19 protein-coding genes and 2 pseudogenes are annotated in these 22613 nt (G+C 41.8%); 15 read left to right on the top strand and 6 right to left on the bottom strand.

The features are described from left to right. Positions 1–625: 625 nt before the first annotated feature. From V7K27_RS17885 to V7K27_RS17870, 4 genes and pseudogenes are all read left to right on the top strand, one after another. A complete protein-coding gene (locus V7K27_RS17885; RefSeq protein ID WP_334949435.1) occupies positions 626–919 on the top strand; it encodes an RNA recognition motif domain-containing protein in 294 nt (97 codons plus the stop codon). Between the two features lie 172 nt (positions 920–1091). Then, a pseudogene (locus V7K27_RS17880) lies at positions 1092–1199 on the top strand (30S ribosomal protein S21); the annotation flags it as partial. A gap of 76 nt (positions 1200–1275) precedes the next feature. Beyond that, positions 1276–1779, top strand: coding sequence for a hypothetical protein (locus tag V7K27_RS17875; protein ID WP_334949434.1), 504 nt, complete (start codon positions 1276–1278; stop codon positions 1777–1779). Between the two features lie 67 nt (positions 1780–1846). Further along, positions 1847–2746: pseudogene (locus V7K27_RS17870) on the top strand (aldo/keto reductase); the annotation flags it as partial. Positions 2747–3005: 259 nt separating this feature from the next. Here the strand turns inward: V7K27_RS17870 and V7K27_RS17865 are convergent. Beyond that, positions 3006–3851 (bottom strand): alpha/beta hydrolase, encoded by an 846-nt coding sequence (locus V7K27_RS17865; RefSeq protein ID WP_334949433.1) that lies wholly within the window; start codon positions 3849–3851, stop codon positions 3006–3008. A 673-nt stretch (positions 3852–4524) separates the two neighbouring features. Between V7K27_RS17865 and hisD the strand changes: the two genes are divergently transcribed. Next, a complete protein-coding gene (gene hisD, locus V7K27_RS17860; protein ID WP_334949432.1) occupies positions 4525–5808 on the top strand; it encodes a histidinol dehydrogenase in 1284 nt (427 codons plus the stop codon). A 679-nt stretch (positions 5809–6487) separates the two neighbouring features. Here the strand turns inward: hisD and V7K27_RS17855 are convergent. Both V7K27_RS17855 and acsF read right to left on the bottom strand, forming a co-directional pair. After that, complete coding sequence (locus tag V7K27_RS17855; RefSeq protein ID WP_334949431.1) at positions 6488–6712, bottom strand: hypothetical protein; 225 nt, start codon at positions 6710–6712, stop codon at positions 6488–6490. Between the two features lie 393 nt (positions 6713–7105). Then, a complete protein-coding gene (acsF, locus tag V7K27_RS17850; protein WP_334949430.1) occupies positions 7106–8182 on the bottom strand; it encodes a magnesium-protoporphyrin IX monomethyl ester (oxidative) cyclase in 1077 nt (358 codons plus the stop codon). A gap of 1043 nt (positions 8183–9225) precedes the next feature. Here acsF and V7K27_RS17845 point away from each other — a divergent pair. From V7K27_RS17845 to V7K27_RS17835, 3 genes are all read left to right on the top strand, one after another. After that, positions 9226–10872: a C2 family cysteine protease gene (locus V7K27_RS17845; protein ID WP_334949429.1), complete on the top strand. Its 1647-nt coding sequence runs from the start codon at positions 9226–9228 to the stop codon at positions 10870–10872. 189 nt (positions 10873–11061) lie between these two features. Beyond that, complete coding sequence (locus tag V7K27_RS17840; protein ID WP_334949428.1) at positions 11062–11571, top strand: hypothetical protein; 510 nt, start codon at positions 11062–11064, stop codon at positions 11569–11571. Positions 11572–12166: 595 nt separating this feature from the next. Continuing rightward, positions 12167–12664, top strand: a complete 498-nt coding sequence (locus V7K27_RS17835; RefSeq protein ID WP_334949427.1) for a TM2 domain-containing protein — start codon at positions 12167–12169, stop codon at positions 12662–12664. 87 nt (positions 12665–12751) lie between these two features. Here the strand turns inward: V7K27_RS17835 and V7K27_RS17830 are convergent, their stop codons facing one another. Then, a complete protein-coding gene (locus V7K27_RS17830; RefSeq protein ID WP_334949426.1) occupies positions 12752–13441 on the bottom strand; it encodes a DUF2996 domain-containing protein in 690 nt (229 codons plus the stop codon). 157 nt (positions 13442–13598) lie between these two features. Next, positions 13599–14741, bottom strand: coding sequence for a BMP family ABC transporter substrate-binding protein (locus V7K27_RS17825; protein WP_334949425.1), 1143 nt, complete (start codon positions 14739–14741; stop codon positions 13599–13601). Between the two features lie 205 nt (positions 14742–14946). Here V7K27_RS17825 and V7K27_RS17820 point away from each other — a divergent pair, with 205 nt between their 5' ends. The 6 genes from V7K27_RS17820 to V7K27_RS17795 all read left to right on the top strand — a co-directional run bounded on the left by V7K27_RS17820 (position 14947) and on the right by V7K27_RS17795 (position 20103). Beyond that, a complete protein-coding gene (locus V7K27_RS17820; protein WP_334949424.1) occupies positions 14947–16446 on the top strand; it encodes an acyl--CoA ligase in 1500 nt (499 codons plus the stop codon). A 312-nt stretch (positions 16447–16758) separates the two neighbouring features. Continuing rightward, complete coding sequence (gene bcp, locus V7K27_RS17815; protein WP_334949522.1) at positions 16759–17238, top strand: thioredoxin-dependent thiol peroxidase; 480 nt, start codon at positions 16759–16761, stop codon at positions 17236–17238. 67 nt (positions 17239–17305) lie between these two features. Continuing rightward, positions 17306–17695 (top strand): hypothetical protein, encoded by a 390-nt coding sequence (locus tag V7K27_RS17810; protein WP_334949423.1) that lies wholly within the window; start codon positions 17306–17308, stop codon positions 17693–17695. A gap of 3 nt (positions 17696–17698) precedes the next feature. Next, positions 17699–18124, top strand: a complete 426-nt coding sequence (locus V7K27_RS17805) for a hypothetical protein (protein WP_334949422.1) — start codon at positions 17699–17701, stop codon at positions 18122–18124. Between the two features lie 129 nt (positions 18125–18253). Beyond that, positions 18254–18880 (top strand): type I restriction endonuclease, encoded by a 627-nt coding sequence (locus V7K27_RS17800; protein WP_334949421.1) that lies wholly within the window; start codon positions 18254–18256, stop codon positions 18878–18880. A 5-nt stretch (positions 18881–18885) separates the two neighbouring features. Continuing rightward, a complete protein-coding gene (locus V7K27_RS17795; RefSeq protein WP_334949420.1) occupies positions 18886–20103 on the top strand; it encodes a cysteine desulfurase family protein in 1218 nt (405 codons plus the stop codon). A 367-nt stretch (positions 20104–20470) separates the two neighbouring features. Here the strand turns inward: V7K27_RS17795 and V7K27_RS17790 are convergent, their stop codons facing one another. Further along, a complete protein-coding gene (locus V7K27_RS17790) occupies positions 20471–21427 on the bottom strand; it encodes an aldo/keto reductase (protein ID WP_334949419.1) in 957 nt (318 codons plus the stop codon). Between the two features lie 226 nt (positions 21428–21653). Between V7K27_RS17790 and V7K27_RS17785 the strand changes: the two genes are divergently transcribed. Next, positions 21654–22394, top strand: coding sequence for an SDR family oxidoreductase (locus V7K27_RS17785; protein WP_334949418.1), 741 nt, complete (start codon positions 21654–21656; stop codon positions 22392–22394). Positions 22395–22613 lie beyond the last annotated feature (219 nt).

Genomic DNA, 22613 nt, shown 5'->3' with positions numbered 1-22613 from the left:
AGTCAGAATCAAGACGTTCGCGGACTCGCTCTCCGTGGGGTATTTAAACCCCCCACTAATTGTTCGCGCTTGCGTCACGTAGTGAAGACCACCATTCCTACAAAATTTATCAAACAGAATTCAGGAGTCAGGAGTCAGAATTCAGAATGAATTCTGTGCGACTGTCGGATGAATAATCGGGTTTAAGACCCCCACCAAATTTTCAATTTGGTGGTCTTCAATCAGTCGTGGGTCTGAATCCCCGACTGATTGATTCTGACTCCTGAATTCTGACTTCTGAATTCTTCTTCAATCTGAATTCTGACGACTGATGCTTTTATTCTGTTTCGATAAAATTTAAAAATTACTAATACTATCTGAAGATAAAATATTCAGTGATGGAATTTTTTAGTGACTTGAAATTTCAGGCGATCGCTTGTAAGTTGATTTTCAACGAGTTTTGCCAACTGTTTGAGTATTTAGATCAACAGATAAGTATAGTATTGCTGATAAATATAACTTCTAATTTTATGTTAAAGTAGGCATGAAAGATTAAATTCGGCTGTATAGTTTGTTTTTATATATACTTGTATTACAGACCTCTCCCGATGTAAATCTCTACACACCCTGATTCTGGAGACATTCTATGTCAATTTACGTTGGTAATCTATCTTATGAGGTTAAAGAAGATGACCTCCGGCAAGTCTTTGCAGAATACGGAACTGTAAAAAATGTTCAATTGCCTATCGACCGAGAAACAGATCGGATGAGGGGTTTCGGCTTTGTAGAAATGGAATCAAATGCTGAAGAAACAGCAGCAATTGAGGCCCTTAATAATGCTGAGTGGATGGGTCGAAGCTTAAAAGTTAATAAAGCAAAGCCGAAGATAGGCGGAAGTTCCTCTGGTGGTAGACGAGGAAACTCCTCTCGCCACGATTAAAGTCTAAAACCAAGAATTTAACAAAGTATGTTCAGTTTAATTCCCCTGCCTCTCCAGGTACCACGTTTTGTGTAGGGATTTCACCCCTACACAAAACTTAATTACGAATTACGAATTACGAATTATTTTAACTCTAAGGTCTTAAGGGCAGAGAAGGAGTCTGCCTTTTTTTGTTTTTCCAGATATCAGAAAATCCCGTCACTTTGAAACGCCCCTGCAAAAGTGCAAACCTAAAGCAATTGCCAAGCACAAACAGCGCAAGAGAAGTTTCCGCAATTGATTATAACTGTCTCTTATAAAGCCATGCGTTAGCATAGCTTACCGTAGGTATCGTTTTTGTAACAGGTGTAGCAACCATGAACCCAGAAGTTAAACATATTGTTAGCGAACTAAGGCATCAGTTCTACTCTAAGTTTGCTGCTGCAATGAATATGCCGGTGATCATAACTGGTACATCTTATAGTAGTAATTCACCGATCGCATCTTGGATGGATCATAGGCAAAGGCTAAATTATGTAAATATATACGCTTATACAGCACCTGATGAATTTGTCCCATTCCGCCCGTTCATTCTTCGACTGGCTATTAACAAAAGTGCTGGTAGAGTCACAATGTTAAGAAAAGGACAAGTATGCCGAGGTCTTAATTTGCTCTGGGACTTTGAGTTAACTGTACTACCAAAAGAAATCTTAGACTTTCTTCCCTGGATAGTTAACTTAGTTGAGGCTCATGATAAAGGTTCGCCTTTATTGCTACAATCACCACCTCATTCATTTGAATTAAAAACGCCAGAGGTTGGGTTCTTTAATAACGCATGGACTCAAAAAGCTTGGCTCCTTGCAAATCCGACAATATTTTAATGGTTGGTGCTAATCGCTCTTTTAGCAACCGACTAAAAATATATGTGCTTGGGCTTTGTTTGCCTAGTTGCAAGCCGTCTTTAACCTTTGTGTAAGCAACGATGTGACTTTATTTTATACAGGTGATTCTTACGGAACTGGGAGATTGAATGGTCGGAGTGAGTTACTTCTGGGACGATTCAACCGAGAATATCTAGGTTCAGGCAAAGAAAATATTTGTATTGCTACTAAGCTTGCTGCTTACCCGTGGAGATGGACACGTCAATCAATGGTAAGGGCTTGCAAGACATCTGCCCAACGCCTGGGAAGAAACGTAGATTTGGTACAGATGCACTGGTCTACAGCGAATTATGCTCCTTGGCAAGAAGAAGGGCTGTTAGATGGTCTTGCCGATGTGTATGAGCAAGGACTGGTCAAGGGAGTGGGACTATCCAATTATGGGCCTAAACGCCTTAAGCAAGTGCAGAAAAAGTTTGCTGAACGAGGAGTTCCTATTACAACTCTGCAAGTTCAATACTCTTTGTTGTCTACATATCCTGTCACCCAACTAAAGCTCAAAGACCTTTGTGATGAGTTGGGAATTAAATTGATTGCCTACAGCCCTCTGGCTTTGGGACTACTGACAGGAAAATACTCTGAGCAAGGACGTCTGCCTAAAGGTATCCGAGGTCTGCTATTTAGGCAGATATTACCAGGAATGCGTAGGCGTAGCCAGCCGCAGGCATCGCTTTTGGCATGTTTGCAAGAGGTGGCACAGTCTAGAAACAAAACTATGTCACAGGTAGCAATTAATTGGTGCATCTGTAAAGGAACCATTCCCATCCCTGGAGCAAAGAGCGTGGAACAGGCGAGGGAGAATATTGGTGCATTGGGTTGGCAATTAGACGCCAGTGAGATTGCAGAGTTGGATCGGGCGGCGGCGAATGCAGACAAAAAAATGGTACAAAATATCTTTCAAACTAAATAAATAAACAACACTTTGTAGTAAGTTCTTTAGAGGATGTTTTAAAAGTGGTTGGCTGTGATTTTAGGGACTTATTGATCCCCCCTAACCCCCCTTAAAAAGGGGGGAACCGGAATCAAAGTCCCCCTTAAAAAGGGGAATTTAGGGGGATCTAGAACTTTTTGCTACCGATAAGAGGACTTTTCAAATATCCTCTTAGTGCTGAAAATCCTTACCCTGAGTACTAAAGTACTCACTACGAACCAGAGTTCGTATTTTACCTTTAATTAGATTGATGGGATAATTGCTGATTTGCCTTTACAAGGTTAGTAAACTCTTGCAAAGTTTTCTGATACTTTTCTTCAGCTACCCAAAATAAATCATTATGATTTGCCTTTTCAACCCACAAATAAAGTTTTGGGGATATTGCAGCATTGAACAACTTTTGTCCATGAGCAAAAGGAATGATATCATCTGCTTTTCCATGAATTACCAATATCGGACATTTTACTTTTTTAATATTGTCCAGATTGGGAAACTTATCAAAAGGTAAAATCCGAAAAGGTACTATTACTTGAAAAGCGGAAATAAACGAACTTTCAATAATTAAACCAGCGACTGGTTTCCGCATTGCTAAATTTACCGCAGAACCACCGCCAACCGAACGCCCCAAAAGTATAATTCTTTCAGGTGGTATTTTTAAATTTTGGGTGAAATAATTGTAAGCGCTATTGATATCTTCATATGCTCCCTTTTCTGTCGGCTTTCCTTGACTAGTACCATAACCCCGATAATCATAAGCAAAGACACTAAAACCCCAGGCGTGTAATTTTTGGAGTATCTCTTTGATATCTCCTAAATCTTCGGAATTCCCATGAGAATAAAGAATAGTATATTTAGCTTGATTGTTCAATAAGTATGTAGCTGAGATATTTGTATTTTTGCCACTTTTTAACTTAATAATTTCGGAATTATCTTGATAGCTAGAAGGTTGAGACAGAAAAATCATACTATCTGCTCGAAAATATACATATCCAGCAAAAAATATATAGATAAATATTAAAGATTTCAGCAGTCGTTGCCAAGTCAAATCACCAATTAGCAGTTTTATAAGTTGCTGTTTTTCCATTAGATTTTATTTCTAGGCTAAAGCTTTATTAAGAATAAAAGCGTCAGTCGTTAAGATTTAGTTTGATATTCTATAGCAATCCTAAATCATTTGTGAGAAATTTAGGAAAATTGGACGAATAAAATTTATACTACATAAACAAAGTCCACCGGGAGCATCTCACTTTCGGAAAAAGTCTTGCAAAACCTCACCCCAACCCTCTCCTTAGGAAGGAGAGAGAGCAAGAATATTGTTTCTTATCTGGTATATTTGCTTTCACTGAGATGCTCCCAAGTCCACCTACGTGGACTTTATAAAATAACCGAGTTCAATAATTTTATCTGCATAGGTACTGGTGCGATCGCAGCAAGTCAAAGCTACGCACAACAATAGTCTGATTGTCTTGGAAGGTCATTTTTCCACTCTTCCTTAGCTTGTCAAGCTTTTAATACCTAATCAACTCGATTTTAATAAGCAAAAAGGCATATTGCTTTCTCAAAACGCTTGATTGCTTTCTCATTTTGGTAGATTTAGCAAGCAAAAAGGCATGTTGCTTTCTCAAAAGCTTGATTGCTTTCTCATTTTGGTAGATCGCGCATTCATGACAACGATCGCTGTGTAACAAATAATTTTTTTAACCCGTCGAACTCACGTTAAACTAATTTAGAGATTCACTGCTTGCAAGATACTGTTTATGCAGCTGCTTCAAACTACCGACAAAGATTTTTCTAGTAGATTCAAAACGCTTGTCAGCGATCGCCGAGAAGCTACAGTTGATGTTAGTGGGACAGTACGCGAGATTCTAGCTGATGTCAAAGTGCGTGGTGATGCCGCAGTCAAGGACTATACTAGCCGCTTTGATCACTACAATCCCCAGTCTTTGCATTTGAACGAAACCTTTATTGCCGAACATGCAGCACAATGTCCTGCTGATGTCAAGGCGGCGCTGGAACTTGCTGCCCAGAGGATTATGGCTTTCCATGAAAAACAACTACCGCAAGATATTGGCTACACCGATGCAGCCGGGGTAAAACTGGGATTAAATTGGATATCGCTGTCTCAAGTGGGAATTTATGTACCTGGAGGACGTGCCAGCTATCCTAGTTCTTTACTGATGAACGCCCTACCTGCCAAAATTGTCGGCGTGGAACGAATCGTTATGACAGTACCGATGCCTGGCGGTGAGATTAATTCTGCCGTATTCGCAGCTGCCCAAATTGCTGGTGTCACGGAAATTTATGGCATTGGTGGGGCGCAAGCGATCGCAGCATTAGCCTATGGTACAGAAAGCATTGCCCCTGTAGATAAAATTGTCGGCCCTGGTAATGCTTATGTTGCTGAAGCTAAACGTCAAGTATTTGGCACTGTTGGCATTGACAGCATCGCCGGGCCTTCAGAAATTCTGGTGGTAGCCGACCAACATAATAACCCAGACTGGATTGCCTGGGATTTGCTGTCGCAAGCAGAACACGATCCTAGCGCCCAGTCAATTTTGATTACTGATTCGGAAATTTTTGCCGGGCAAGTGATAGCGGCGGTTGAGCAAATTATCGCTCACCTGCCCACCAAAGAAGTCGCTAATGCCAGTTGGCAAAATTATGCAGCCGTGATTATTGTCAGCGATTTGACAGAAAGTATACCACTGTTGAATCAACTAGCTCCAGAACATGTCGAATTGTGCGTAGACAACCCAAAATTGTTTGCCAATCAAATTAAGTGTGCTGGTAGCGTATTTCTAGGACGTTATACCCCAGAAGCAGTTGGCGATTACGTAGGAGGCCCCAACCATGTACTGCCTACTGCACGTTCTGCCCGATTTGCCTCTGGCTTGAGTGTCTACGACTTTCTCAAGCGGATTACCTATTTGGAATGCAATCAACAAGCATTACAGACAATAGGCAAAGCCGCCGTGACATTAGCAGAAGCAGAAGGTTTACCTGCCCATGCAGGTAGTATATCTGTGCGTCTGCAATCATAAGCTGAGATAATTTTGCAGTTCCTCGTTCCCAGTCAGCAATTCTAAATTTAAGAGTAAGTAGGTAAATGGGAATATTTATAACTATGTTATCCCATTTCAGACAAACCCTGATACATATAGATTTCTCGTAGCGGCACAGCAATGCTCATGCGTGTCAACTTAGAGCCAGGGCGAATGGAATAGAGCCTCCGGCACGCTGACGCGAACGCGGCTACACAAACGAAGTCCACACTTCGACAAGCTCAGTGACCGCCTTAGTGGACTAAGAGAGAATAAAGCTTCTTCTAACCCACGGAGGTGGGTAAAGTCTCGTGTAGACGCGGTTTCTAACCGCCCTTTTAGCTTAATTTGACACGTATGAGCATTGCTGTGCCCCTACCAACGTATTTGTATCATTATTAAAGTGAAACGGTATTATACCAATTCTGTATGAAGATGCGCTAAACCATATTTAAGTACAAGAAAGAAAAACGAACCGCAAAGGACGCAAAGGACACAAAGAAAGAAAGAAAGAAAGAAAGAAAGAAAGAAAGAAAGAAAGAAGTTAAAAGGGTTTGGCGTAGCCTCACAAAATTATGATTTGCCTTTTCAACCCACAAATAAAGTTTTAGGGATATTGCAGCATTGAACAACTTTTGTCCATGAGCAAAGGGAATAATATCATCTGCTTTTCCATGAATCACCAATTAGCAGTTTTATAAGTTGCTGTTTTTCCATTAGATTTTATTTTTACGATAAAGCTTAATTGCTTTCTCGTTTGGGTATGTCGCGCACTTATTTCAGTAGATTCAGCAAGCAAAAAGGCATGTTGCTTTCTTAAAATGCTTGATTGCTTTCTCATTTCGGTAGATTCAGCAAGCAAAAAAGCATATTGTTTTCTCATTTCGGTAGATCGCGCATTCATGACAACGATCGCTATCAGGACTTACGCAAACAATAGCCGAAAAGAGTAATTTTCTTCTTAGGTAAATTCATGAATTGCCCCTACAGCGTGCAGTTTTGCGTAAGTCCTAGCTATGTAACAAAAACAATTGGAGAATTGCCGGAATTCTTTCAAGCTGCTCAATACGGAAGTTTAGATTCTTGCCCCCTCTCCTTACCAAGGAGAGGGTTGGGGTGAGGTTTTATAAGGCTTTTTACACTCATTGAGATGCTCCCGATCAGGAAGGCGATCGCACTAACACTTTCAAATTCAATCTACTATATCAGCTTGCAATCACTGGTATCTTTACATTTGACAAAAAAAGTGGCTCTGCTAATTGCAGAGCCACTAAAGCTTTCGCAAACTTGTTATAACTTAACGAACTGCCCCTTGAGCAGAAACAGTATCAATCGGTTTCATCAGGTACAACCGCAATAACTGCCAGCCATTGGAGATGTAAAGCGGCAGTTTTTGGAACAATTGCAGGAATTTGGGAGTGTTGGAGTTAGCGATCGCACTCAGTTTCTCATTATTGCTTATACAAGTATCCAAACGCTGATAAAACTCTGGATTCTCCACATCCAACATCAGCGGGAACACCCTACCGGCGTTTTCGTTAGTCTTCTGAATAACATGGATGTCGTATTCTCGCGCATCCAGTCCCAGGGTGGCATAAAAATCCTTCCGTTGGATGTCATTAAGATACATTGTCGCAAACACAGATAATAGGAAGAACCGACTCCACAGCCGTGCTTTCCAATCATTCAATATTTGCGGCTGAGATTTCATGATCGCATCAAAGAAATCGCCGTGACGGTTTTCATCTTGACACCAGTTTTCAAAGAATCGGAAGATTGGATAAATCCGGTCTTCGGGATGTGCTTCTAAATGGCGATAAATAGTGATATAACGCCAATAACCAATTTTCTCTGAAAGATAGGTGGCGTAGAAGATGAATTTTGGCTTAAAGAAGGTATAATTGCGGCTCTTAGTCAAAAACCCTAAATCTAGGGACAGATTAAAGTCCGACATAGCTTTGTTTAAAAAGCCAGCGTGACGCGCTTCATCCCGTGACATCAGGTTAAAGCACTCTGCCAAGACGGGGCTTTTGCCTTTCAAGCGACGACCAAGTTCTTTATACAGCAAAAAGCCAGAAAACTCTGCCGTACACGAACGTTCTAGAAACTCAACGAACAACCGGCGAGTTTCCCCATCAATATGATCCCAGGATTGTTCAAATTCGGCATCCCGAACAAAGTGATGGCGGTTATAGTCAGTGCGGAACTCTTCGAGAATGGCTTTTAACTCATCTTCGTTGACGGAGATATCCATCCGCGCCATTTCATCAAAATCGGTAGTGTAAAACCGAGGTGTTAACAGGGTTTCTTTTGCCGGGACTTTAATCCCTGGCCGGATTTCTTCAAAGCCTGGTTTTTTAAGGGAATCTACCATGTCTTGATTGCTCTTTCGTCTTTATCTTGAGTACACCAAAAAGCCAAGGGTAATGCTCTGGCAAGGCGCAACAGCCGACAATATCCATTTGTTTGACACTCTCCGACCTAAAGGTGTGGAGATTCTTAAGACCTCGCAGTCTTAATATCCTGTTTACACAGGTTCCCAGGCTCACCACGTTTGCCCAGTAGGGCGTAGTGATATCTCCTCAAGGTTTTTCGGGCGTAGACTTCCCCCCAGTCCGGGGGTAGGTTTTTAAATCTTGTACTGATTTGGCTACTTTAACATGGCTGAGTCCTGAAGGACTCAATTAGCCTTCAAGACGCAGCCTGAAGTACGGAATACGCAACTACGTTGCTGTTCCTCAAGGGTTTTCGGCATATTTTCTATAAAGCTTAGTCTACCAAGGTCTGGGTTACAAACTAGTAAGCAAAACATTAAGAGTTGCAACAATGATTCAATGTTTGCCGAATCTAAAACCGGAGACAGCGCTTACGTAACTGGCACGATGCGATCGCTTCGCTCGCCGCAGGCATCGCTATTTTATAGTACATAAGTATTGTTTAACCCACATTCCGAAAGCTTTGAGGTTTATATACCTATGAAAGTTTCTTTAACTGACACAGAGCTTGATTGATCGTCATGTATTATTTTAACTACTTATTACTTAAGTATTTTGTGAAGATAATGTAAAGCAATATACAAGCTTTACAGCATTTTCTCGATAGCTTGTGTAATCTATAGACATCAGTATTCAGCGGCTTAATTTTTCCGAGTCACAAATATCGAGACTTAGACAAAAAACACCCAGAAAAAAGCCTCAAATCTATATATAGATAGGCTTTGACATCGTTTTGCTTGGTTTATTGATTGGGTTTGGGCTATCTTTGAGCCTTTGATGTATTTCCCTTGCCCTGCATGGGTTTGAGTCTTTTTTACCCCTCAAAAATGTTTAAATTCCAATATTTGATTTTCAACCTTTGAAATTGCAAAGGCTGTCAGATTCGTTTTGCCAAAATACCTAACTTTGAATGGAGTCATCTATGTTATCTAACGAAAATAATCTCATCAATACAGATAGTGTTCTCGGAAAGAATCCAAATATCAATTCATCTAGCACCGAGAATAGCTATGGGTTGGATGTAAATCACAATAGCTCTCATTATTCAGGTTTAGGAACTTCCTCAGTAAACCAAAATGACATCAATAGCATCCAAGATATTTACGGTAGGAATATTGATTCAGTCAGTATACTTTCTTCTGTTGGTGGTAAAACAGACTTAATATTTCCAAATCTCTCTACCGCAACAGTTGGTAGCACCGTCGAACTTGAAGCAAAAGTCCAGAACCAAGATAATGCTAGTGCAGATTCTAGCCACAGCAAGTTCTATCTCTCCAAAGATGCCGCTCTTCTTCGTGATAATCTGTTTTTGAACTCTAATTACGTTACCAACATTGATGCTGGTGGTGTTAATTCTAAATCAGTTGCAGTCACCATTGCTAATGGCGCTCCTGCTGGTAATAACAATCTGGTTTCTCAAGCCGATGGTTATGCTTACGTACCTGAAAGCAATGAAATCAATAATGTTTTTGCTAAACCTATTACAGTACAAGGGACTAATAATGACTGGTATAGTCAAAACCTGAAAGACCCAGGATTGATTGGTTTAACTCGCTCTCTGGCAGCAGACGGGAATTTAAGTAGAAATGATATGATTTCTCTGTTCCGTGATGCTGAAGATAAAAGCGTAATTAGTGCTACTGAATTAGTTGATCTTCGCACCATTGTTAGTAATTCCAGCCGCTTTACCATGCTAGATTATGTTCATGTTCTCTCAAACGATGTAGTGAATGGGAATACAGCGAACCAGTGGTGGACGGGAGGTAGCACAAGTAAGACGACACTAGGAAACCTTTATGCTGGTAGTAGTGCTGCACAAATGGAAAAATTGATTGGCAAGTGGTTCTTAGGAAGCGATCGCCCCACAGCATTCGACAATACCCCATATCAAGCAATCAGTGGGTCTTTATTCCAAAATGGTATTAGTGCAAATGATATTAAGCAAGGTGCTTTGGGAGATTGTTATTATCTGGCTACCCTATCTTCCATAGCTCAGAAAAAGCCTAACGACATCAAGAATATGTTTATAGACAATGGTGATAATACCTTCACTACTCGTTTCTTTAATAATGGTGTAGCCAACTATGTCACAGTTGATCGATATTTACCCACTAATAATGGACAGTTAGTCTACGCTAGCCCAGGTAGTTCCAACAATAATTCTAAGAATGAATTATGGGTAGCCTTGGCAGAAAAAGCCTATGCTCAATTGGGTGAGTTAGGTTGGAGTCGTCCTGGTTCTACCACGAATGCTTACCCTTCTATTGAGGGTGGCTGGATGGATTATGTAACTCGTCAAGTAACTGGCTTGGATGCCACTAGCCAACAAGTTAATAACATGACTAAAACTCAGCTAATTGATTTAGTCAGTTCCAACAAAGTATTAACTGCTGCGTTTGTTAATGGTGCAAATTACGGCGTAGTTAATGATCATTCCTATAGCGTTACTAGTTACAATGCAGCAAATGGAACATTTAGAGTCAGAAATCCTTGGGGACATAACGACGCTGACTTAACATGGAATCAATTGCTCAATCTCAACACATATTTTGCCTGGTCAAACACTTAACTCTGATTCAGGGATGATATTTCCTCTAATTTTCGGTGGGGATAACTAGTAGTCTGTCAATAAATAATTGACGAATAAATTTTATGTTGAGACGGCGATTTATCGCGTCTCTCCAACCGTCAAAATGGGTTTTACAGACCACTAGCTTCATTCTTACCGGATTTTCATCAAGACCATTTTCTAGTAATTATGATGAAAATATCTTTGATAACTTTTATTACTTTACTGGTTGTAGCGGGGTCAACTAACGCTTGTGCTATTCCTTCCACTCATGCTCAAAGTCAAACTCATTCTGCATCTAAATATAGAACAGCTATGACAAATAACAATAGTTTGATTAAAAAAGTAACCCTGATTGCTAGACAAGAAAATTTACCGCCTTTGGGTATTCCTCATAATCCACAACGGAATATTGGTTTTGCTTCTGTCTTTATCCGCTTGGAAAATCCTCAAACTAACAGTGTCACTATAAAAATTTCTCAAGTTGAAATCCGCAATCTTTTAGATGGTAAATTACAAAATTTTCAGTTTCAGTACAAAGAAATTGAGTTAAAACCTCTAGAAAATTCTGAGATTGTTGTGGAATTGACTAACAAAAGCGGTTATACAGGACATGATCGAGTCAAAGCAGTAGTTACCTATCATATAGAAAATCAAAGTAAGACTATAGAATCAGAAGCTGTTGCAGTTAATCTTTAAAATGATTGATTTGGCTAAAACCAGTCAAAATTTTCCCTCCGCCCTCTGACAACAATTTGCATTCATAGCGATTCTCGCTTAAGTGAAATACAGTAGAAGTTTACCTACTTTTAATAAGCAGCTTAGAGGATGTTTGAAAAGTGGTATGTTGTGATTTTAATCGAATTATTACCCCCCTTAATCCCCCCTTATAAAGGGGGGAAACAAGAAAATCTGGTTCCCTCCCCGATATATTGGCGGGAAACAAGAAAATCCGGTTCCCTCCCCTTTATAAGGGGAGGGTTAGGGTGGGGTAAATATTTGATCCATCAATCATGACTTTTCAAACACCCTCTTAGAGCAACTTATCTGGTTAATTGAGATGATAGCTGGATTTACGCCATGCTGTACTAGTATCTCAGTGATTTTCTGTAGTTGTTGCTACAATATATAAAGCGGTCTGATCATCAGTTGATCATCTTGAAATTAACAATCCATGACTGGCACGATTACTTAAAACTTCTAATTACTCTCGCTATCCATGCTGATATCAAACAAAACAGTATGGAAAAAATATCTTAGACAACAAGAGTAAATCCAAAGAGTTGAAAATAAGATGAATCTTGAAAACAATCAGCAGCAGAAAGACCGACTTCTTATTTCTTACATCTTGTGTGCAGTCGGATTTTTTGGGGTAGGAGGGTTGCACCGTTTCTACAATGGCAAGATCGGGACTGGTTTGTTGTGGCTGTTGACCGGTGGTGTGTTTGGTATAGGGCAGATCGTGGATTTGTTCTTCATCCCCAATATGGTTGACGAATACGAACACAACCTGAGATTAAAAGCGGGCGTATCTCCCTTTGGTGTGCCGTTGAATCAAGCAGTGGTTGCTTCTCAACTCCACCGGCCAACTGCTAACGAACTCATGATTAAACTGATCGAAGCGGCGGAAAGCAAGGGTGGTGTTTTAACTGTCACTCAAGGGGTAAAGTTCACGGGAGCCAGCTTTGCTGAAGTAGAAGCTACTCTCAAGGAGATGTATAAATCAGGTTATGTGAAAATAGATAACGACCCCAATAGTGGAGCCGTTACCTACTATTTCCACGAACTTTAATTGTTATTAGTTATTAGTCATTTGTCCTTTGTCCATTGTTAAAAACCAATGACCAATGACCAATGACTAATGACCAATGACTAATGACTAATTTCTACCTAACCACTTTTGACCGTCTAAGCGCTGAACTAAGCCAAATACCAACAAATCGAGGGTAATTCTGCGCTCATCAATTAAGAATGACTCAAGAGTGCTAGGTTTTTTGCCTTCATTACAGGAAAATCCCTTTTTCCCTTGAATATCTTCTTCGGGGAAATACAGGTTAAACTGACGCAGACCGATTTCTGACCAACTGCCGATAATTTGCCAGCATTCTTCGGCGGATTCAAAGCCAGTAATTGGCACTTTCTGCTTGGCAAAAGACACCTGTAAATCTTGCACACCTTTTTGAGCGATCGCTTTTTGTAAAGCTGGTAAGTAGTCTTGCTCGATGAAGTCTACAAATGGCTTATCTTCAACAGCTGGGGCTTTTTCCTTTTTGGCGGCTTTAGCGGCGGCGGGTTTTTCTTCTGTCGCGGCCTCTGGTTTTTCTCCTGTTGCGGGTTTAGCTGCGGCTGCGGGTTTTTCTCGCTTGGGTGGTACAGCAGCTGGTTTAGCAGCATTGGGATTATCTTCGGGGTTTGCGGCTTTCGGATCTGGCGCGTTGGCAGTAGGAATGTCTGTGGCTTCGGGTGAGTCTGTACTAGGAGCATGTTCTTCGGCCACACTGGGAGCTTGCTTGTCAACAGTGCTGGGAGCTACTTCTCCCGCTTGATTGTGATTGGTTTGGTCTGCCATTGCTCAGGTCAATCCTTTAATCTAGCTTTGGGAGCGATCGCTCACCTTGATGTATCGGGTATTTTTATTTTGACATAATACTACCTCTGCGCGGAATTCGTAATTTGTAATCACGCTCCGGCGTCGCTAACGTTGGCGCAATCACAATCCATATTTACTATGATTTACCTTTGGGAATTGAAGAGTCAATTCCCTCAACATACCAATCCATCGCCAGTTGTCCCCGATCATCCAACACCTTACCCGTTGGCACTCGCACCGCCCCTTTTTGGTCTTTCACCGGGCCATCAAAAGGATGTGCAGTACCCTGAATAAACTCATCACGCTTCGCATTCACCAGTTCTTGCACATCAGCCGGAATCGCCTGATTCATCGGGGAAATATCCACCATTCCTTGACCAATGCCATCCCAAACCTCTTGAGACTTCCAAGTATTACTCATTACAGCCAAGGCTGTATCTGTATAGAATTTGCCCCATTTGTTAATAGCTGATGTCAGGTGGGCTTTTTGACCAAACTTACTCATATCACTGTTGTAGCCAAAAGCATAAATGCCTTTTTCCTCAGCCAATTGAACCACAGCACCAGAGTCGGTATGCTGCGTTAGTATATCCGCACCTAAATTGACCAAAGTTTGAGCCGCTTCTCTTTCTTTAGCTGCATCGTACCAACTTTGTACCCAAAGTACCTTAACTTTTGCTTGGGGATTTGTTAGCCGCACTCCTTGAGTGAATGCACTGATTCCGCGAATTACTTCTGGAATTGGGTATGCGCCAATAAAACCAACTACATTTGATTTTGTCATCTTGCCAGCAATCATGCCGGTTAAGTAACGCGGTTCTTCAAAACGTCCCAAATAAGTGCCGACATTGGCAGCACGTTTGTATCCTGTACAGTGTTCAAAGACAACATCACCAAAGTCCTTGGCAACTTTAATTGTTGGGTTCATGTAGCCAAAGGAAGTTGTAAAAATCAACTTATTACCATCTAATGCGAGTTGGCGAATCACCCTTTGGGCGTCAGCACCTTCGTTGACATTTTCGACAAAGGTAGTTTTTACCTTATCTTGAAGATTGGCTTCCATGTCTCTGCGGCCTAAATCATGGGCATAAGTCCAGCCAAAATCACCCACAGGTCCCACATAAACAAATCCCACCTTCAGAGGTTCATTTACCGCCACAGGTGATGCTGAAGGAGACACCTCACCCTGCGATTTGGAATTTTTGCCTTGAACACAACTAGTTAAAGCAAAACTAGATCCTGCTAAAGTGACATACTTTAGAAAATTCCGACGATCCATATTTTATCGATGGGGTTTAGTTGCTGAAAAAGATTTTTCTGATTTCCAGTAGCGATAAACACACTATTGACTTAATTTTAGCTTTAGTTTTTTGCCGTCAACTTACTTATGAAAGGAAGTGGGGAGTGGGGAGTGGGGAGTGGGGGATGAGGGAGAAGAATTAATTAATAACCAATGCCTAATTTTATTAATCTGGAGGTTTTTAATGAACTTATTTGAGCTTTTAGCAGGGGAAGACAATCATCTAGCCCTAGTTACACCTGGGGGGCGATCGCTAACTTATAAGCAATTGCGCGAGAATGTTGTTGGACTGGTATCTCAACTCAACAGCTTGGGATTGAAACCGGGAGAACGCATTGCCATTGCCATGACTAACGGTTCACCAATGGCTATTACCTTTTTGGCTACTACCCTGTGTGGCACTGCTGCACCCTTAAATCCCAAATACAAGCAAGAAGAATTTGCCTTCTACTACGAAGATACCCAAGCAAAAGCACTGATTACCTTGTCTGATAGCCCAGAAGCAGCCATTGCCGCCGTCACAGCCGACATGATGCTGATTAATGCCAAAGTAAACACTGACGGTACATTAAGCTTTGAATTAGTCAAAACAGGCTCAGAACCAGCAGAATCCTCGAATTCCGCCGCCCCCAACGCCGATGATTTGGCGATGATTCTCCACACTAGCGGCACCACCAGTCGTCCCAAGCGTGTGCCGATTCGTCATCGCAACTTAATCGCCTCAGCCGGCAACATCATTGGCGCTTACTCACTCACAGCAGATGACACTACACTTTGCTTAATGCCCCTGTTCCACATTCACGGATTGGTGGCCTGTTTGCTGGCAACTCTGGCATCGGGCGGCACACTAGTTTGTCCCAATGGTTTTAATGCCCTGGAGTTTTGGAAACTGGTAGATACCTACAAACCCACCTGGTATTCCGCAGCGCCAACCATGCACCAGACAATTTTGGCACGCGCTAGCCGCAACACAGAAATTGTCAAAGCTAACCGGTTTCGTTTCATTCGCTCTAGTAGCGCTTCCTTGCCCCCGATTATCATTGAACAGCTAGAGGCAACTCTTAATGCTCCCGTGGTGGAATCTTACAGCATGACTGAAGCATCTCACTTAATGACCACCAACCCCCTACCGCCAAAAGTTCGGAAACCAGGAACTGTAGGTTATGGCTTCGGTGTGGAAGTTGGGATTATGGACTCCGAAGGCAACCTATTACCTCTCTTAAGCTTGGGCGAGGTGGTGGTAAAAGCACCCAATGTCATAGATGGCTACGAAAACAACCCCCAAGCTAACGCCACAGCTTTTGTGAACGGTTGGTTCCGTACAGGGGATCAGGGCACACTGGATGCAGACGGCTACCTCCGCTTGACTGGACGCATTAAAGAATTGATTAACCGGGGTGGGGAAAAAATTTCTCCCTTAGAAGTGGATGATGTTTTGCTGCGCCATCCCGCCGTCGCCGAAGCTTTGGCCTTTGCCGTCCCCCATAAATCTTTAGGAGAAGATATCCACGCTGCTGTTGTCCTCAAGGCAGAAGTTGGCGAAAAAGAACTTTTAGCTTACTGTTCAACCATGCTGGCAGACTTCAAAGTTCCTAAGCAAGTTCACATTTTAGATCAACTACCTCGTGGGGCTACCGGGAAACTCCAACGGTTGGCTATGGCGAAATTGCTGAACATCGGGTAGTAGGGGAAAAATCCAGATAATTCTTGGCGTTTGACTCGGTTTAATAACAGGCTGAAAAAAAAATCTACCCACTCTTAGGGACTGACAAATAAAAAAACATCCCAAATTTTCTTGTGGGATGGGTGTCCTCACCCGTCCTATATTCAGGGCGGGCTTTCCTGCCCACCCCGCAAGATGGATAATTTATTTCTTGTCAGTCCCTTATAAGATGTACGGAGCTTTTTCAAAAATCAAATATTAGTCCTATATATGTACAATTCTAAAGCGATGTCTACGACGGGCTACGCCTACACAATCTCTCACACCCCCATCATGAGCAACATTCCCCAAGTTGGACAACCAGCACCAGATTTTTCCACTCCTGACCAAAATGGCAATTCAGTCACTCTCGACGATCTCAGCAGTCAGTGGATTGTCCTCTACTTCTACCCCAAAGATGACACACCGGGCTGTACCACCGAAGCGAAAGATTTCACCGAGTTGTATCAAGACTTCAGCGCACTGGGAGCGAAAATCTTAGGCGTAAGTCCAGATTCGGGTAAGTCCCATTGTAAATTTATCAGCAAACATAATTTGTCAATCACCCTTTTGAGTGACCCAGAACATATTTTGACAGAAGCTTACGGCGCTTGGCAATTGAAAAAATTTATGGGCAAAGAATATATGGGTGTTGCTCGCTCAACCTTTCTAATTTCACCTGATAAAATTATTGCCTATACTTGGCCTAATGTGAAAACCAAAGGTCATGCTCAGGCAGTTTTAACTAAATTACGGGAATTAGCACCCACGTAACGCGACTGGATGCGGGTATAGTTACAGGAATACTACGTAAATCATATTTATAGTAAAAAAGCAGGATGTGAGCAGCCTATTTGAGCAAGCAATTATTAATGCGCTGAACTCAATCAATCCTCAAAAAGTTCTGGAAGGTAAAGTAGCTAATACTATTATCCAGGCAGGGTTTGATTTAGTCGGTTTCAACAAAGCAGTGGGTCTAAATGGTGAAATTGGCGAAATTGATGTGGAAACCAGCAACGCTATCATTGAAGTAACAACCCAAACTGCTCGTAAGTTAAAGCAAATTCAAAAATTGATATCAAACCCTGACTTGAATCCCTTGAACAAGCCAGTTATTCTCTACGCACCTAATTACAAAATAACTCCGGCTCAAGATATCATCGCTACTGGAAGTTATATAGTTCGCACTCAAGATGAATTATTAGAGTTACTATTTATACTAGGAGCATAAGCGATGCCAGAACCTATTTCTCTAATTTCTAGTGCTAAGATTCAACGATCAGAATTTTTGAGTTTTTTAAAAGATTTAGGAATCTTACTGCATCCAGATAATGTATATGATGGGCGTATTTCTAGAGAGAATACTCATGTTTGGATGGTTTTAGATAACAGTGAATTAGAAAATTTTAATGGTGATGAAATGAAACTAATAACCCAAAAACTTACAGCTAAACCTCAGACTCACATTCTACTTGATGTCAGCAAAACTCTAGGAAGTGAGCAACTAGCGCTGGAGTTTGCCTGTAAGTTTGCTAAACAATGGTCTTGTATTGTTTACGACTCAAATTATAAAATCTACTCAGCAGAAGAATTATTGGAGTTATGCCCAGCACAAACAGGCTTTGTTTGGGGAGTAGATTCAAAAGTTAATCCGATATAGACTCGATTAGGATATCTTAAAGTCTGGTGAATTTGCTCTATAAACTAGCACCGGGATAATTAAAGTAAGGAATCTAATTTAATACTGGAACAGTGTCATAATAGTTATATTGCATCTTTTAAATGAATTATGGTTCAATTTATCCAAGCACAAAATGTCGGGCTGGCTTATTTGGAAGAAAGATTTAATCTACAGCTAGCTGAAGATGAGGCATTCTTTACAGAATGGTTTGAGAATTTACCGGAGATTACAGATTTAGAAAAGCCAAATTTAGACAAAATAAAACTTCATTTTCTCCGTTTAGTTAAATATCCTCCTTTGTCCGAAGAAACGGTGAAATTAGTAGTTTTATCTCCTTTACTAAACTTAGCTGGATTTTATGATGAGCCTTTTTATATGAGAGGCGAACAATCAATACAAATTTCTGCGGAAGATGAAGGAGAAATTATTAGAGGTAGAATTGATATTTTAGTTATTCAAGAACAATTCTGGTTGTTAGTAATTGAATCTAAAAGGTCTAGCTTTTCTCTTTTAGAAGCCATACCTCAAGCACTTGTTTATATGTTGGCTAATCCTAATCAAGACAAACCTACTTTTGGATTAGTAACAAATGGTAGTGATTTTATTTTCCTGAAACTTACCAAAGAAAATCAGCCAAAGTATGCTATGTCTGACCAATTTACACTTTTGAAACGAGAAAGTGAACTGTATCAGGTTCTAAGTGTATTAAAAAATTTGAGTCAAGTTTTGAGTTAATAATTATGTCTATTCGTCCTATATACCTTGATTGTCACGCTACTACAGCCGTAGATGATCGGGTATTAGCAGCAATGCTCCCCTACTTCACAGAACACTTTGGCAACCCATCAAGTATTAGTCATGTTTACGGTTGGGAAGCAGAAGCTGCTGTTAAGCAAACGCGAGAGATTTTAGCCGCAGCAATCAATGCTACACCAGAAGAAATTGTTTTTACGAGTGGTGCAACAGAAGCGAATAATTTAGCTATTAAAGGTGTTGCCGAAGCTTATTTTAAAAAAGGTCAGCATATTATTACTGTTGCCACTGAACATAGTGCAGTTATTGATCCTTGTAATTATTTAAAAAGTCTCGGTTTTGAAATTACTATTCTCCCTGTGCAAAAAGATGGATTGATTGATTTAATTGAGTTAAAAAAAGCTTTCCGTCCTGAGACGATTTTGGTATCGGTGATGGCTGCAAATAACGAAATTGGTGTGTTGCAGCCTTTGGCAGAAATTGGGGAAATTTGCCGCGATGGGCTAGGCCCCGCCGGAGGCGATCGCAATATCATTTTCCACACCGACGCCGCCCAAGCTATTGGTAAAATTCCCTTGGATGTGCAAGCGATGAAAATAGATTTGATGTCGCTAACCGCACACAAAGTATATGGCCCCAAAGGCATTGGGGCGCTGTACGTCCGCAGGCGCAACCCCAGAGTGCAACTGGCTCCTCAGCAGCACGGCGGCGGACATGAACGGGGGATGCGCTCTGGTACATTGTATACACCGCAAATTGTCGGCTTGGGGAAAGCTGTAGAAATCGCTTTGGCTGAACAAGCAACAGAAACCCAACGCCTTACCCAGTTAAGGCAAAGCTTGTGGGAACAGATGAAGCAAATTGAAGGAATTCATCTCAACGGACACCCTCAACAGCGATTGGCGGGAAACTTGAATATCAGTGTTGAGGGAGTGGATGGAGCCGCACTTTTGCTAGGATTGCAGCCAGTAATGGCGGTTTCTTCTGGTTCTGCTTGCTCGTCGGCTACCACTGCACCGTCGCATGTTCTCACAGCACTGGGACATTCAGAACAGCTAGCTTATGCCTCAGTGCGGTTTGGTATTGGACGGTTTAATACCCAAGAGGAAATTGATATTGTGGCGAAACACGCGATCGCTACCATTGAAAGTTTACGTCATCCCATGAGAAAGAATTCAGGAGTCAGGAGTCAGAATTCAGAATAAAAAACTCCATCCCCTTGTGGGTGGAGTTTTTAGTCATTAGACATCTCCAGAAATGAATGCATGACCCCTCTCCAAACCTCTCCCCGAAGCGGAGAGAGGCTTTAATTCCCCATTCCCTTGTAGGGAAGGGGGGTAGGGGGGTTAGGTCTGCGTGTGAATTTAAGGTTTCTAAATCTTTTTCGGAGATGTCTATTAGTACCAATGACTAATGACAAATGACTAAAGCGGCGGGGCGGCTATCCCTCTACAGACACCTGGGGATGGAGTTTCCCGCCGCTTTCAATGAATTCTGTAGGACTGGCCGATAGCGAAGCCTTAGCGAGTCCGCGAGTGTCTGGATTCTGAATTCTGAATTCTGAATTCTTCTTCAAGGATTCTCGCGCAGGAAAGCGCCTATCTGATCTAGCTCCTGCTGATTGAGGCGAAATTCTCCAGCGCCGATGATTCCTTCCACCTGCTTGGGATTGCGTCCGCCAACGATCGCCGCCGTCACCGCCGGATTGTTTAAAGTCCAAGCGATCGCCACTTCACCCGGCGAGCGATCGTGTTGTTTACCAATATCCTGCAACACCTCCACCAGCTTCAGGTTACGAGATAGACGTGGCTCCTGAAATTCACTATTGTTTTTGCGCCAATCATCATCTGGGAAATTAGCAACCCGCTCAGGTGTAATCGCTCCTGTAAGCAAGCCAGATTGCATCGGTGAATAAACAATTACACCGATGTTATTTTCCTTGCAAAAAGGTAGAATCTCCTTTTCAACATCCGGCTTAACCAGAGAATAAGGCGGTTGCAATGAGGTAACTGGTGCAATCTTTTGGACACGTTTCAACTGTTCTACATTGAAGTTTGAAACCCCAATATAGCGAACCTTGCCCTCATCCTTTAATTTGCTAAGAGTCGTCCAGCCTTCTTCAATTTCTGAGTCAGGGTTGGGCCAGTGAATTTGGTAGAGATCGATGGTTTCAATATCAAGTCGGCGCAGACTAGCTTCAACTTCCCCGCGCACAGAATCCGCCTTGATGCTGTTACCAATTTTGCGCTTTTCATCCCAGATCAGCGAGCATTTAGTGAAAATGTAGGGGCGATTAGTCCGACCTTTAAGCGCCTTAGCAACCACCTCCTCAGAACGCCCCAGACCATAAACAGCTGCGGTGTCAATCCAATTAACGCCGAGGTCGAGAGCGCGATTAATTGCTGCGATCGATTCCTGGTCATCCTGCGTTCCCCAACCAAAAGCCCACTCACCTCCACCGATCGCCCAGGCTCCAAAGCCGATTGGGGTAATGTGAAGCTCCGAATTGCCAAGCTGTTTGGTTTGCATATCTACCTTCTCTAAGAATTTTTGAGTCAATTGTTAGTGTACGCTGCAAACATTTTCTCAACCGCTATCTGAAGTGTGAATGACTACTGGTGAAAACACGACAGCAAATCACTACTTATGTAGGATTACTAAATCCTGAATGTTGTGTTGATACATACTTCTTATACACTAGACTTAGTTAAAGATAGTAACAGAAGTTACGTGTTTATCAAAATAGAGAAGTAATATGTCAGAAGATTTAAAAGGCAAAGTTGTGCTGATCACAGGTGCAAACAAAGGTATCGGGTATGAGATTGCACGCCAATTAGGTTCTAGAGGTGCTACTGTTTTTGTGGGTGCAAGAGATATAGGACGTGGTGAAGAAGCTGCAAATAAACTTCGTTCAAATCAGATCGATGCCCGAACAATTCAGCTTGATGTCATCGACCAAAAAACAATTGATTCTGCGAGTAAACAAATTGAGAGCGAATTCGGAAAACTTGACATCCTTGTGAACAATGCTGGGATAGCAAGTGATGGCGATCGCCTTCCACCCAGTCAAGTTGATATTGAAACACTGCGACACACTTATGAAACAAATGTATTTGGAGTGTTTGCAGTTATAAAAACGCTGTTGCCACTCTTAAAGAAGTCAACAGCAGGGCGAATAGTAAATTTATCAAGTGGTTTAGGTTCTCTGACTCAAAACTCTGACCCAAATTATGAGTTCGCTAATGCTAAGTCTCTTGCTTATAACTCATCAAAGACAGCAGTGAATGCGATCACAGTTCTGTTGGCCGCTGAACTTAAAGATACCTCGATTAAAGTCAATGCTGCTGATCCTGGTTTCACAGCAACTGACCTTAATCAACACCAAGGATACCGTACTGTTGAGCAGGGAGCGATCGCAGCAGTGAGGCTTGCTACTCTACCTGATGATGGTTCTAGCGGAGGGTTTTTTGATGAAAATGGCGTGGTTCCCTGGTAAAAAGTAGGGGGAATGGGGCAGGAGGGAGAAAGAGTTAAAACTTGGAAATTGACCTTCTGAGGGTGGAAGTTGACCTTCTGAAGGTGGAAGTTGACCTTCTGAGGGTGGAAGTTGACCTTCTGAAGGTGGAAGTTGACCTTCTGAAGGTGGAAGTTGACCTTCTGAAGGTGGAAGTTGACCTTCTGAAGGTGGAAGTTGACCTTCTGAAGGTGGAAGTTG

Origin of the sequence: Nostoc sp. (assembly GCF_036919575.1) — a bacterium.
Classification (GTDB): Bacteria; Cyanobacteriota; Cyanobacteriia; order Cyanobacteriales; family Nostocaceae; genus Nostoc.
The sequence above is the reverse complement of the archived record's forward strand: the minus strand, read 5'-3'. Positions and strand labels throughout refer to the sequence as shown.